Origin of the sequence: Cellulomonas sp. ATA003 (genome assembly GCF_031582905.1) — a bacterium.
In the GTDB taxonomy this organism is placed as follows: domain Bacteria; phylum Actinomycetota; class Actinomycetes; order Actinomycetales; family Cellulomonadaceae; genus Pengzhenrongella.
Genome location: NZ_CP133990.1, coordinates 2,336,379 through 2,348,679, shown reverse-complemented (window position 1 = coordinate 2,348,679; position 12,301 = coordinate 2,336,379). Strand labels below are relative to the sequence as shown.

The following is a 12,301-nucleotide window of genomic DNA, read 5'->3' as shown; positions in this document are numbered from 1 at the left end:
GTCGACGAGCAGCAGGTCATGGGCGACGAGCGCGCGGAGCAGGCCTTCACCTCGGTGGGCAACCCCCGTCGCGTCCGCCTCTGACGCCGGCACCCCGCGGCCGTCGAGCATCGACTTCCGCACGCAGACGAGGCGGGTCCCCGTCCGGGGACCCGCCTCGTGCTTGTTCTGCTTCCTCGGTGAGGATCAGCAGTCGTAGTACAGCTCGAACTCGTGCGGGTGCGGGCGCAGGCGGATCGGGTCGACCTCGTGCGAGCGCTTGTAGTCGATCCACGTCTGGATGAGGTCGGGGGTGAAGACGCCCCCGGCCGTCAGGTAGTCGTGGTCGGCCTCGAGGTTGTCGAGCACCTCGGCGAGCGTGCCGGGGACCTGCTGGATCTGCGCGTGCTCCTCGGGCGGCAGCTCGTACAGGTCCTTGTCGACCGGCTCCGGCGGCTCGATGCGGTTCTGGATGCCGTCGAGGCCGGCCATGAGCATGGCCGCGAACGCCAGGTACGGGTTCGACGACGGGTCCGGCACGCGGAACTCGATGCGCTTGGCCTTGGGGTTCGAGCCGGTGACCGGGATACGGATGCACGCGGAGCGGTTGCGCGCCGAGTACACGAGGTTGACCGGCGCCTCGAAGCCCGGGACCAGGCGGTGGTAGGAGTTGACCGTCGGGTTCGTGAAGGCCAGCAGCGACGGCGCGTGCTTCAGCAGGCCGCCGATGTACCAGCGGGCCATGTCCGACAGCCCGCCGTAGCCCTTCTCGTCGAAGAACAGCGGCTTGCCGTCCTTCCACAGCGACTGGTGCACGTGCATGCCGGAGCCGTTGTCCCCGAACAGCGGCTTCGGCATGAAGGTCGCCGTGCGGCCGGCCTGGTGGGCGACGTTCTTCACGACGTACTTGAACAGCATGACCTTGTCGGCCGACTTGCCGAGCTCGTCGAAGCGGTAGTTGATCTCCGCCTGGCCACCGGTGCCGACCTCGTGGTGCGAGCGCTCGACCTGCAGGCCGAGAGCGTCGAGCTCGAGGCAGATGAGGTCGCGCAGGTCGGCGAAGTGGTCGACCGGCGGGACGGGGAAGTACCCGCCCTTGTACGGCGTCTTGTGGCCGAGGTTGCCGCCCTCCTCGACGCGGTTGGTGTTCCAGGCACCCTCGATCGAGTCGAGGAAGTAAGAGGCGCTGTTCGGCTTCGTCTCGAAGCGGACGTCGTCGAAGATGTAGAACTCGGCCTCGGGCGCGAAGAACGCGGTGTCCGCGATGCCGGTCGAGCGCAGGTACGCCTCGGCCTTGGCGGCGACCTGGCGCGGGTCGCGGCTGTATGGCTCGTCGGTGTACGGGTCGACGATGTGGAAGTTGATGTTGAGCGTCTTGTGCGTCCGGAACGGGTCGACGTACGCGGTGCCCAGGTCGGGGACGAGCTTCATGTCGGACTCGTGGATCGCCTGGAACCCGCGGATCGACGACCCGTCGAACATCTGGCCGTCCGTGAAGAAGTCGGCGTCGAGGGACTGTGCCGGCACGTTGAAGTGCTGCATCGTCCCCGGCAGGTCGCAGAACCGGACGTCGACGAACTTGACGTCCTCGTCCCTGATGTAGGCCAGGACTTCCTCGGCATTGCTGAACATCCGCTGCTCCTCGATTGGGTGTGCCCGGTACGCCGCGCCCCTGGAGGCTAGGAGGGAGGGGTTTCCCTGCCGTGTACCGGGTGTTTCCGTCGTGTTACGCCCCCGGCGTCCGGGGGCGCAGCCGCTGGTTAGGCTACCGAGCGTGGCGACGCGCGAGGACATGGGCTCCTGGTTGGAGGGCGGCCGTCCCGGTGACCCCGACCGACCGGACGGACTGGGCCTGCCCCGGAGCGGCCCCGGGTCGCGGGCCGGCCTCGGGCGGCGCGTGGTCGCCCTCGCGGTCGACTGGCTGCTCTGCCTGGCGATCTCCGCGGCGTTCTTCGACGCGGCGCCGATGGCGACCCTCGCGGTCTTCGCGGTCGAGAACGTGCTGCTCGTCGGCACCACCGGCACGACCATCGGCCATCGCCTGCTCGGCGTCGGCGTCCGCACGCTCCCGGCCGCGCGCGGCGCGGCGAGCCGGGTGGCTGCTGCGGTGCCGCCGCCCGGCATCGTGCGTGCGGCGGTGCGGACCGTGCTGCTGTGCCTGGTGATCCCGGCGGTCGTGTGGGACTCCGACGGCCGCGGCCTGCACGACCGCGGCGCCGGGACGGTCATCGTCCGGCGCTGAGGTCCGCGCCGGACGGGTCGCGTCAGCGCCCGCGCATGCCCTTGCGGTCGGGCCGGGCGCGCATCGGGTCGATGCCCTTGGGCACCGGCAGGCGGACGGCCCCGAGGGCGGTGAGCCGCTTGATGACCTCCGACACCTCCTGCTTGGTCAGCTTCGGCTTGAGCTTCTGCACGGTGCGGGGCAGCTTCTTCAGCGGGACCTGCCCCTCGTCGATGCCGCACTGGATGAGCGTGATCGGCACGTTGGGCAGCACGCGGGCGGTCCGCTTGCGCTCGGCCTCGAGCAGGCGCGGGATGCGCGACGCGGGGCCCTCGCCGACGAGGACGACGCCCGCGCGACCCACGCCGCGGAACACGAGGTCCTGCGTGCGCGGGTCGACGGCGACGGGCTCCTCGGGGAAGTTCCAGCCGCGGCGGATGGTGCCGAGCGCTGCGCGGGACGCGCCCGGCTGGCCCTCGATCTGACCGTAGGCGGCGGACTCGGCGCGCCGGGCGAGGACGAACATCGCGGCGAGCAGGGCGAACGGCAGACCGAGCAGGAGCGTGTAGATCGGGTGACCCCACGCCAGGCCGATGAAGACCGCGACCACGACGATCGTCACGAAGACGCCCAGCATGATCCAGGTGACCGCAGGATCCTGCTTGCGGGTCATCTGGTACGCCTGCCACACCTGGTGGTACCAGCGGGTCTTCTTGGGCTTCGGGGTCTTGAGGGCGGACGAACCCGCCCCGGAGCTGCTCGCACGGGCCATGGGGCAGGAGTCTAGTGCGGCCCACGACGGCGCCCGTACCGCCGTCGAGGGGCACGGCGCGCCGACGGCGCCGTTGCGGCAGGGCGCCCGCGGGGTCAGCGGGCGGCCGACCCCACGGTCAGCGGGCGAGCAGGCTCGACGCCTCCTGGCGGGACGAGCGCGCCTCGCCGAGGTGGGCGAGCGCGGCCGGGATCTCCTGGCCGCGACGCCGCATGGCCTGGCCCCACAGCCGCCCGGCACGGTACGACGAGCGGACGAGCGGGCCCGACATGACGCCGAGGAAGCCGATGCGCTCGGCCTCGTCGGAGAGCTCGACGAACTCCTCCGGCTTGACCCAGCGGTCCACGGGGTGGTGTCGGACGGACGGGCGCAGGTACTGCGTGATCGTGATGAGGTCGCAGCCGGCGGCGTGCAGGTCGACGAGGGCCTCCTTGGCCTCGTCGAGGGTCTCGCCCATGCCGAGGATGAGGTTGGACTTCGTGACGAGCCCGGCCTCGCGTGCGGCGGTGAGAACCGACAGCGACCGCTCGTACCGGAACCCCGGGCGGATCTGCTTGAAGATCCGCGGCACCGTCTCGAGGTTGTGCGCGAGGACCTCGGGGCGCGAGTCGAACACCTCGGCGATGAGGTGCGGCGTCGCGTTGAAGTCGGGGATCAGCAGCTCGACGCCGGTGCCGGGGTTGAGCGCGTGGATCTGCCGGACGGTCTCGGCGTAGAGCCACGCGCCGCCGTCGGGCAGGTCGTCGCGCGCGACGCCGGTGACGGTGGCGTACTTCAGGCCCATCGCCTGGACGGACTCCGCGACGCGGCGCGGCTCGTCGGCGTCGAAGTCGGCGGGCTTGCCGGTGTCGATCTGGCAGAAGTCGCAACGGCGCGTGCACTGGTCACCGCCGATGAGGAACGTCGCCTCGCGGTCCTCCCAGCACTCGAAGATGTTGGGGCAGCCGGCTTCCTCGCAGACCGTGTGCAGGCCCTCGCGCTTCACCAGGCCCTTGAGCTCGGAGTACTCCGGGCCCATGGTGGCGCGCGTCTTGATCCACTCGGGCTTCTTCTCGATGGGGGTCGCGGCGTTGCGGGCCTCGACCCTGAGCATGCGTCGTCCCTCGGGTGCGATCGTCACGTCGTCAACCCTACGTCAGCGCCACCGTGGTGCCCGGTGCGCGGAGCGGTCCGTGGCGTGCGGTGGGCCACACCGCCACGGCCGGCCGGGACCTCCGGCCCATGCCGGCGGCGGGTGGCCGGGGTGAGGCTGGTCCCGGGCGCGACGAGGCGCCGGTGCTCCGAGGAGGCGAGCAGGATGCGGATCCTGGTGACGGTGGGGTCGCGGCACGGTGCGACCCGCGAGATCGGCGACGAGATCGCCCAGGTGCTGGCGCGGGACGGTCACACGGTCGACGTGCTGCACCCCGATGCGGTCGACGACGTGTCGGGGTACGGCGCGGTGGTCGTGGGCTCGGCGGTGTACGCCGGCCGGCTGCTGCCGTCCGTGCGTGGGCTCGTGCGCCGGTGCGCCGCGCCGCTGCGGGCGGTGCCCGTGTGGGTGTTCTGGTCCGGCCCGGTGGGGCAGCCGTCGCTGCCCGACGAAGCGCCAGGTGAGGTGGAGGTGCTGCTGCGGGACGTGGCGGCGCGCGGCCACACCGTGTTCGCCGGGCGGCTCGACCGCGCCGACCTCGGCCTGGCCGAGCGCGCCGTGGTCCGGATGCTCGGTGTCGCGGACGGGGACCACCGCGACTTCGCGGCGGTCGACCGGTGGGCGTCCGGCATCGCCGGTGACCTGGCCGGCCGGGGGCCGTCGTGGGCCCGCACGGTCCGCTGCCCGCGGTCGCCGCCCACCGCACCGGCCCGGGGACGTCGAGGGGGCGCGAGCCGGTGCCGGTCGGGTGACGTCGACGGCGCGGTGCCGTCAGGCGACGGGCGATGCGTCAGGCGGCGGGGCGGTGCGCGGCGAGGCGCGGCCCGAGCGCGGTGACGAGGTGGCTCCGCACGGCGGGCAGCACGTCGGCGATCGTGATCCGGCGGCCCGTCTCCAGGGACAGCGAGGTGACGTCGGCGTCGGGCAGGCCGCACGGGACGATGCGGGTGAACTCGGTGAGGTCCGGCTCGCAGTTGAGCGCGAAGCCGTGCATGGTCACGCCGCGGGCCACGCGGACGCCGATCGCGGCGACCTTGCGGTCCCGCCGGGTGCCGTCTCCGGCGAACCAGACGCCGCTGCGCCCCTCGACGCGGGTCGCTGCGAGGCCGAGGTCGGCGCACACGGCGATGAGCGCCTCCTCGAGCGCGCGCACGTACGCGACGACGTCGACCGGCTCGCCGAGCCGCACGACCGGGTAGCCGACGAGCTGACCGGGGCCGTGCCAGGTGATCTTGCCGCCGCGGTCGACGTCGACCACCGGCGTGCCGTCGACGGGCCGGTCCCACGACGCGGTCCGGCGTCCGGCGGTGTAGACGCTCTCGTGCTCGCACAGGAGCACGGTGTCCTGGCGGGCGCCGTCGGCGACCTCGGCGTGCACGGTCCGCTGCAGGTCCCACGCCTCGGCGTAGGGGACGTGACGGGCACCGAGGTCCAGCTCGACGAAGCGCACCCGATCACGATAGTCCCGCCGCCCGGACCGACCGGCCGGGGGCGGCTCGGGGCGGCCGGCGGACGGGTCGGTGACGGCTCGGGTCAGGACAGCCCGGCCCGCTCGGGCGGTGCGGCCCACTCGTCGCCCGGTTCGGGGTGGGCGGCCATCATCGTGACCAGCAGCTCGCGCAGCTGTCGGACCTGCTCGGCGTCCAGGCCGCGGGTGACCATCTCCTCCGCGCGCTCGCGGTCGACGGCCTCGCGGAGCACGTCCGCACCGGTGGGCGTGAGCGAGATGACGTGCCGGCGGCGGTCCTCGGGGTGGGGCTTGCGTGAGACGTACGCCAGCCGCTCCATGCGCGCCAGGATCCGGCTCATCGTCTGCTCGGTGACGCTGGTCGCGGTCGCGAGCTCGCGCTGGGAGTGGTCCTGCATCGACAGCAGGACGAGCACCGGCATGCTCGCGTGGTTGAGGTCCCACGCGTCGAGGTGGGCGTTGAACTCGCGCTCCACGCGCCGCGCGACGCTGGACAGCAGCCGGCCGGTGGGCCACTCGGAGGGTCCCTGCGACACGCGCGGTCTCCTTCCGTGTTGCTGCGGGGCGGTTCGGGCCGCAAGATACTCAGCATGCTGAGTATTCGCGGGTCGTCGTTCGTCCGGGCGCTCGTCGTCGTCGTCGCCCTGGCGGTCTGGCTCACCGTAGCCGCGCTGGGTGGGCCCGCGCAGGGGCGGCTGTCCCAGGTGCAGACCAACGACGCCGCCGCCTTCCTGCCGGAGTCCGCGGAGTCGACCCGGGCGGGGAGGCGAGCCGCGAGTTCACCGAGACCGAGGCCCTGCCGGCGCTCGTCGTGCTCCAGCCGGAGGGCGACGGCGCGGTCACGCCCGAGCAGATCGCGGCGACGCAGGCCTTCGCGACCGAGGTCGGCGCGCTGCCGCTCGTCGGCGCCGACCCCGCCGAGGGGGACCCGGCGACGGTGGGCGACGTCCTGCTCGCCGATCCGGTCGCGATCCCCGCCGAGGACGGCGAGGCGCTCCTCCTGGCGCTGTCGATCGACGGCGTGCTCGCGGAGGAGGTGCTCGCCGACGACTCCGGGGTCGTGGAGTCCGTGGTGACGACGCTGCGCGAGGCGCTCGCGGACGACCTCGGCGCGACGGCGTCGTCCGCCGGTGAGGTCGGGCTGCAGGCGTGGGTCACCGGCCCGGCCGGCTTCGTCGCGGACCTGGTGTCCGCCTTCGGCGGGATCGACCTCGTGCTGCTGCTGGTCGCCCTCGGTGCGGTCCTGCTGATCCTCGTGATCGTCTACCGCTCGCCGTTCCTGCCGCTCGTGGTCATCTTCACCGCGCTGTTCGCGCTGTGCGCGGCAGCGCTCGTGGTCTACGAGCTCGCGGCGAACGGCACCCTGACCCTCAACGGCCAGACCCAGGGGATCCTGTCGATCCTCGTCGTCGGCGCCGCGGTCGACTACGCCCTGCTGCTGGTGGCGCGGTACCGCGAGGAGCTGCGGCACACCCCGAGCACCTCCACCGCGATGCGACGCTCGATCCGCGCGACGATCGAGCCCATCTCCGCGAGTGCGGGCACCGTCATCGTCGGCGTGCTGTGCCTGACGCTGTCCGACCTCGGGTCGAACAAGTCGCTGGGCCCGGTGGCTGCGATCGGGATCGCCTCGGCGTACCTCGCGGCACTGACGTTCCTGCCGGCGTTGCTGCTGGTCGCCGGCAAGCGGTCGCGGGCGCTGTTCTGGCCCAACCGCCCGAAGTTCGACCCCACCTCGGTCGACGCCGACGCCACCCGGGTGCCCACCGACGCCGTCGTCCGCGGCCTGTGGGGGCGCCTGTCGCGCGGGATCGGCCGGCGCCCCCGCGCGGTCTGGGTGACCACGGCCCTCGTGCTCGCCGCCGGAGCGGCCTTCCTGCCGACCTTCCAGGCCAGCGGCACCGACGAGGCCGACGTCTTCCTCACCGAGGTCGACTCCGTCGAGGGGCAGGACGTGCTCAGCGAGCACTTCCCGGCGGGGTCCGTGCAGCCGGCGATCGTCATCGTGCCGCAGGACGACGCCGACGCGGTGATCGAGGCCGCGACCGCCGTCGACGGCGTCGTGGCCGCGACGCCGTACACGGGCGGCGGCGCCGGCGCACCGGCCGGTGGGCCGCCGTCGGACGAGCCACCGGTGGTCGTCGACGGCCGCGTCCGGGTCGACGTGGCGACGCAGGAGGCCGCCGACACCACCGCGGCCGTCGACACCGTCGCCGACCTGCGCGAGGCCGTGCACGCCGTCTCGCCCGACGCCCTGGTGGGCGGCGCGGCGGCGGAGACGCTCGACACCCAGGTCGCCGGGGACCGCGACCTGCGGGTCATCGTCCCGGTCGTGCTGGTGGTGATCTTCCTCATCCTCATGCTGCTGCTCCGGTCGGTGCTCGCCGCGGTCCTCCTCATGACCGCCAACGTGCTGTCCTTCGCCGCGGCGCTGGGCATCTCGGCGGTCGTGTTCAACCACGTGCTGGGCTTCCCCGGCGCGGACCCGACCGTGCCGCTGTACGCGTTCGTGTTCCTCATCGCGCTCGGGGTCGACTACTCGATCTTCCTCATGACCCGCGTGCGTGAGGAGGCCGGCGTGTGGGGCACCAGGACCGGCGTGCTGCGCGGGCTGTCGGTCACCGGTGGGGTGATCACCTCGGCCGGTGTGGTGCTCGCCGCGACGTTCGCGGCGCTCGCGGTGATCCCGCTGCTGTTCCTGGCCCAGCTCGCGTTCATCGTCGCGTTCGGCGTCCTCGTCGACACGCTCGTGGTGCGCAGCCTGCTCGTGCCGGCCCTCGTGCACGACGTCGGCCGCCGGGTGTGGTGGCCGAGCCGCTGGGACCCGACGGGGAGGGGAATGGCGCCGCCGCGGGGCGGCGACCGTTCCGGGAGAAGCGGGAGCCGGCGCACCTAGGGTGACGGGCATGGGTGACGGGCATGGGTGACGGGCATGGGTGACGGCATGGGTGACGCGCTGCGGGTCGGGTTGATCGGGTACGGCGACGCGGGCCGGGGCATCCACGGCCGGCTGCTGCGCGAGGCGGGGCACGCCGTCGTCGGGGTCGTCACGCGCGACGCCGGGCGGGCCGACGCCGCCCGCGCGGACTGGCCGGGGGTCGCCGTCGTCGACGACGTCGCCGGGCTGCTGGGCCGGCCGGACGACCTCGACGCCGTCGTCGTGGCCAGCCCGACGGGTCTGCACCGCGAGCACGCCCTCGCGGCGGTCGACGCGGGTGTGCCCGTCGTGGTGGACAAGCCGCTCGGGGTGTCCGCCGCCCAGGCGCGCGAGGTCGTCGAGGCAGCCCGGCGCGCCGACGTCGGGCTGACCGTGTTCCAGAACCGGCGCTGGGACGACGAGCAGCGCACGCTGCGCTCGGTGCTCGCGTCGGGTGACCTGGGACGTGTGCACCGGTTCGAGCGGCGCTGGGAGCGCTGGCGGCCCGTGCCCAAGGACCGCTGGAAGGAGAACGACCCGGTCGCGGGCGGCCTCCTCCTCGACCTCGGGCCGCACCTCGTCGACTCCGCCGTCGAGCTGTGGGGTCCGGTGGCGTCGGTGTACGCGGAGGTCCGCGCGATCACCACGGCCGCGCCGGACGACGTGTTCCTCGCGCTGCACCACGCCGGTGGGGTGGTGAGCCACCTGTGGGGCGGTGGGCTGGTGGGGGCGCCCGGCCCGCGCACGCGCGTGCTCGGCGACGCGGGCGCGTTCCTCGTGACGAGCTTCGAGGGCGAGCCGACCCCGTTCGCCGTGCTCGACGACGCCGTCGCCGGCGACCCCGGGCGTGGACCGGCGCCGGGGTCGCACGCCGTGCCGGAGCACGGTGGCTGGCTCGTGCACGGCACCGAGCGGGTGCCCGTGCCGTGCCCGCCCGGCGGTCACGCCGACTTCTACCGCTGCGTCGCGGCGTGGCTGCGCACCGGTGGACCGGTCCCGGTCGACCCGGCCGACGCCGTCCGGACCGCTGAGGTCCTCGACGCGGCGGCACTCAGCGCGGCGGAGCGCCGGGTCGTCGACCTGCGCTGAGCCCGGTCCGGGACGTCCACCCGAGCGGCGCGGCGTCGACAGTGGGTCGGCACGGTGCGGCCGCGGCGTCCTCCGGGCGCATCCCGGACGCATCCCGGGCGCATCCCGGGCGCGCGGGGTCGCCCTGTGGACAGCGGCCGCAGCGACCTCGCACGGCGGTTCGATGACCGCATGGAGACGCACACCGTGCCCCCGGAGATCGCTGCGGCACTGCTGGCGGCGGGCTACCGGGTGGGTGGGCCGGCCGGTGTCGGCGGGGGCGGCCCGGTGTGGACGGCCACCCGGCTCGATGACCGGGGTGAGGGCCCGGGACGCCGCACGCCGGTCGGAGGCACCGAGCGCGTCGTCGTGCAGGTGGTCGACGCACCGACCGGGACCGACGGGGACCTGCTCGCCGCGCGCGTGAGTGCGCTGCGGTCGTCCGACCACCCTCACCTCGCGCGGGTGGTCGACGTGCTCGAGGTCGCGCCGGCGGCGGCGGGACGACCCGGCCGGTCAGCGGTGCTCTTCGCCGAGGTGCCCGGTGCCACGGTCGCCGCGCTGCTCGCGGCGCGCGGCCGGCTGAGCGTGGGGGAGGTCGTGACCCTCGTCGTGCCGGTCGCCGGTGCCCTCGACGCGCTGCACCGCACGGGACTGGTGCACGGCGACGTGTCGCCGGCGAACGTCGTCGTCCGGCCGGACGGGCGTCCGGTCCTCATCGATCTGCTGGGCGGCGCCCGTCCGGATGCCGGCGCGCGTGGTACCCCGGGGTTCGTCGCGCCCGAGCTCCTGCGGGGGCGGGCCGACGCTGACGTCCGGCAGGCCACGGGGCCGGAGGGGTTGCCGGCGGACGCCCCGGCCGACGTGTTCGCCCTCGCAAGCGTCGGTCTCGCCGCGCTCGACCTGTCCGCGACCGGCGCCCGCCTCGGGCAGGAGCTGACCGCCGCGTGCGCCCCGGACCCGCTGCGACGACCCAGCGCGGCCGAGCTCGCGGCCGTCGTCTACCCGTGCGCGCAGCCGGAGCCGATCGCCCTGCCGGACGCCGGGGTGCTGGCCCGGGCGGCGCTCGCGCAGCTCGCGGCGGAGCCACGCACCGTCTCGGCCGGGGCCGATCCCGCCACCGCGCGCGTCGGACGTCCCGCCGCGGTGCACCGCGCGGTGCGGGGCTCCTGCTGGTCGGTGCGGCGGCCGCGGCGGTGTGCGTGGTCACCTTCGGGTCGATCGTCCGGGACGGCGCTGTGCCGGACGAGCCCTCGGCGCGGGTGTCCGAGGAGACCACGTCCACCCGGCGCGGGTCGGGCGCCACGACCACGGTCGCCGAGGTCGAGGACGACCCGATCGCCGCGGCGGTCACGCTGACCCGTCGGCGCGCCGAGGTCCTGGCCTCGGGAGACCCGGCCGGGTTGGCCGACGTCAGCCGTCCCGGCAGCGGCGCGCACACCGCGGACCTCGCCCTGCTGGCCGACCTGCGGGCAGCGGACGTGCGGCTCGAGGGGCTGACGGCCGTCGTCGACGGCGCGACGGCGACCTCCGCCCGCGGGGACGGGCACGGTGCGGGGCCCGGAGGGCGGTCCGCGACGGCGCAGGTCGACGTGACGGTGCGGTCCGGTCTGAGCGCGCACCGCCGGGTGACCCCCGGCGCGGTCGTGGACGTCCCGGCGCAGCCGGTCCGCGAGGTGGTGCTGCGGCTCGCGCTGACGGCCGACGGGTGGCGGGTCGAGGACGTCGTCGCCGAGGGTGATGCGCAGCGCGGCTCAGGACCGCCCGCGCCGGACCTCGCCCGCGACCCACGCGACGGCGTCGTCCACCGCCGGGTGCTCCCACTGGAAGCCGCTGCGCACGAGGACGGCGGGGAGGGCGCGGATGGAACCGAGCACCTCGCTGGAGAAGTCCCCCAGGACGAGCTTGAGGGCGAGGGACGGGACCGGGATCAGCGCCGGCCGGTGCAGCACGCGAGCGAGCTCGCGGGTGATCTCCTCGTTGGTCGCCGGGTGCGGTGCGCTGAGGTTGACCGGCCCGCTGACGTCGGCGTGCAGCAGGTGGACGATGGCGCCGATCTCGTCCGGCAGGGTGATCCAGCTCCAGAACTGCCGACCGGTCCCGAGCCGGCCGGCGACGCCGGCGCGCAGCAGCGGGAGCATCCGCTCCAGCGCGCCGCCCTGGGGGGCGAGGACGATGCCCGTGCGCAGGAACGCGACCCGCGCCCCGGCGTCGACCGCGGGCTGCGCGGCCGCCTCCCAGTCCCGGACGACCCCGGCGAAGAACGTGTCGCCCAGGGCGGACGTCTCGTCGAGCACCTCGTCGCCGCGCTCGCCGTAGGCGCCGATCCCGGACGCCTGCAGCAGCACCGGCCGCGGTCCGTCGAGGCGTGCGATGGTGCGGGCCAGCAGCGAGGTCGTGCTCGTCCGTGAGGTCCGGACGACCTCCTTGTAGGCGTCGGTGAGCCGCTTGTCGCCGACGCCGGCGCCGGCGAGGTTCACGACCGCACCGGCGCCCTCGAGCGCCCGCGGGTCGAGGACGCCGTGCGCCGGGTCCCACGGGACCTCCGCAGGGCCGGACGGCGCGCCGCGGACGAGCCGGCTCACCTCGTGACCGTCCTGCGCGAGCCGGGCGACCAGGGCCGTGCCGATGAGACCGTGCGAACCGGCCACCACGATCTTCATGGCGTCACCCTAGGGTCCCTGCGCGGAGGGCGCCTGCCGTCGACGACGACGTCCGCGGCCCCGCCGGCCCTGGAGGGACCG

11 protein-coding genes are annotated in these 12,301 nt (G+C 74.5%); 5 read left to right on the top strand and 6 right to left on the bottom strand.

The window, feature by feature from the left end:
* Positions 1-186: 186 nt before the first annotated feature.
* Positions 187-1,611, bottom strand: a complete 1,425-nt coding sequence (gene glnA, locus REH70_RS11635) for a type I glutamate--ammonia ligase (protein ID WP_310747371.1) — start codon at positions 1,609-1,611, stop codon at positions 187-189.
* 142 nt (positions 1,612-1,753) lie between these two features.
* On the opposite strand from glnA, the gene REH70_RS11630 reads away from it, so the two are divergent.
* Complete coding sequence (locus REH70_RS11630) at positions 1,754-2,221, top strand: RDD family protein (RefSeq protein WP_310747369.1); 468 nt, start codon at positions 1,754-1,756, stop codon at positions 2,219-2,221.
* A 22-nt stretch (positions 2,222-2,243) separates the two neighbouring features.
* Here REH70_RS11630 and REH70_RS11625 read toward each other — a convergent pair whose 3' ends face one another.
* A complete protein-coding gene (locus REH70_RS11625; RefSeq protein WP_310747367.1) occupies positions 2,244-2,972 on the bottom strand; it encodes a DUF4191 domain-containing protein in 729 nt (242 codons plus the stop codon).
* A 118-nt stretch (positions 2,973-3,090) separates the two neighbouring features.
* Positions 3,091-4,092, bottom strand: a complete 1,002-nt coding sequence (gene lipA / locus REH70_RS11620) for a lipoyl synthase (RefSeq protein ID WP_310747365.1) — start codon at positions 4,090-4,092, stop codon at positions 3,091-3,093.
* Between the two features lie 177 nt (positions 4,093-4,269).
* Between lipA and REH70_RS11615 the strand changes: the two genes are divergently transcribed.
* Positions 4,270-4,941: a flavodoxin domain-containing protein gene (locus tag REH70_RS11615; protein ID WP_310747363.1), complete on the top strand. Its 672-nt coding sequence runs from the start codon at positions 4,270-4,272 to the stop codon at positions 4,939-4,941.
* Here the strand turns inward: REH70_RS11615 and lipB are convergent.
* Together lipB and REH70_RS11605 are read right to left on the bottom strand one after the other, a co-directional pair.
* Positions 4,895-5,554, bottom strand: a complete 660-nt coding sequence (lipB, locus tag REH70_RS11610; RefSeq protein WP_310747362.1) for a lipoyl(octanoyl) transferase LipB — start codon at positions 5,552-5,554, stop codon at positions 4,895-4,897. The genes REH70_RS11615 and lipB overlap by 47 nt on opposite strands.
* An 83-nt stretch (positions 5,555-5,637) precedes the next feature.
* Complete coding sequence (locus REH70_RS11605; protein WP_310747360.1) at positions 5,638-6,108, bottom strand: MarR family winged helix-turn-helix transcriptional regulator; 471 nt, start codon at positions 6,106-6,108, stop codon at positions 5,638-5,640.
* Positions 6,109-6,383: 275 nt separating this feature from the next.
* On the opposite strand from REH70_RS11605, the gene REH70_RS11600 reads away from it, so the two are divergent.
* The 3 genes from REH70_RS11600 (at position 6,384) to REH70_RS11590 (ending at position 10,916) form a co-directional block, all read left to right on the top strand.
* Positions 6,384-8,468 (top strand): MMPL family transporter, encoded by a 2,085-nt coding sequence (locus REH70_RS11600; protein ID WP_310747358.1) that lies wholly within the window; start codon positions 6,384-6,386, stop codon positions 8,466-8,468.
* Between the two features lie 36 nt (positions 8,469-8,504).
* On the top strand, positions 8,505-9,578 hold the full coding sequence (locus REH70_RS11595) for a Gfo/Idh/MocA family oxidoreductase (protein WP_310747357.1): 1,074 nt from the start codon (positions 8,505-8,507) through the stop codon (positions 9,576-9,578).
* 171 nt (positions 9,579-9,749) lie between these two features.
* Positions 9,750-10,916, top strand: a complete 1,167-nt coding sequence (locus REH70_RS11590; protein WP_310747356.1) for a protein kinase domain-containing protein — start codon at positions 9,750-9,752, stop codon at positions 10,914-10,916.
* 395 nt (positions 10,917-11,311) lie between these two features.
* Here the strand turns inward: REH70_RS11590 and REH70_RS11585 are convergent, their stop codons facing one another.
* Positions 11,312-12,220, bottom strand: coding sequence for a TIGR01777 family oxidoreductase (locus tag REH70_RS11585; RefSeq protein ID WP_310747354.1), 909 nt, complete (start codon positions 12,218-12,220; stop codon positions 11,312-11,314).
* Between the last annotated feature and the right edge of the window lie 81 nt (positions 12,221-12,301).

Bases quoted from the DNA above. Each gene is read 5' to 3' on its own strand.
- glnA (WP_310747371.1), bottom strand. From the start codon at position 1,611: ATGTTCAGCAATGCCGAGGAAGTCCTGGCCTACATCAGGGACGAGGAC.
- REH70_RS11625 (WP_310747367.1), bottom strand. From the start codon at position 2,972: ATGGCCCGTGCGAGCAGCTCCGGGGCGGGTTCGTCCGCCCTCAAGACC.
- REH70_RS11615 (WP_310747363.1), top strand. From the start codon at position 4,270: ATGCGGATCCTGGTGACGGTGGGGTCGCGGCACGGTGCGACCCGCGAG.
- REH70_RS11595 (WP_310747357.1), top strand. From the start codon at position 8,505: ATGGGTGACGGCATGGGTGACGCGCTGCGGGTCGGGTTGATCGGGTAC.
- REH70_RS11590 (WP_310747356.1), top strand. From the start codon at position 9,750: ATGGAGACGCACACCGTGCCCCCGGAGATCGCTGCGGCACTGCTGGCG.
- REH70_RS11585 (WP_310747354.1), bottom strand. From the start codon at position 12,220: ATGAAGATCGTGGTGGCCGGTTCGCACGGTCTCATCGGCACGGCCCTG.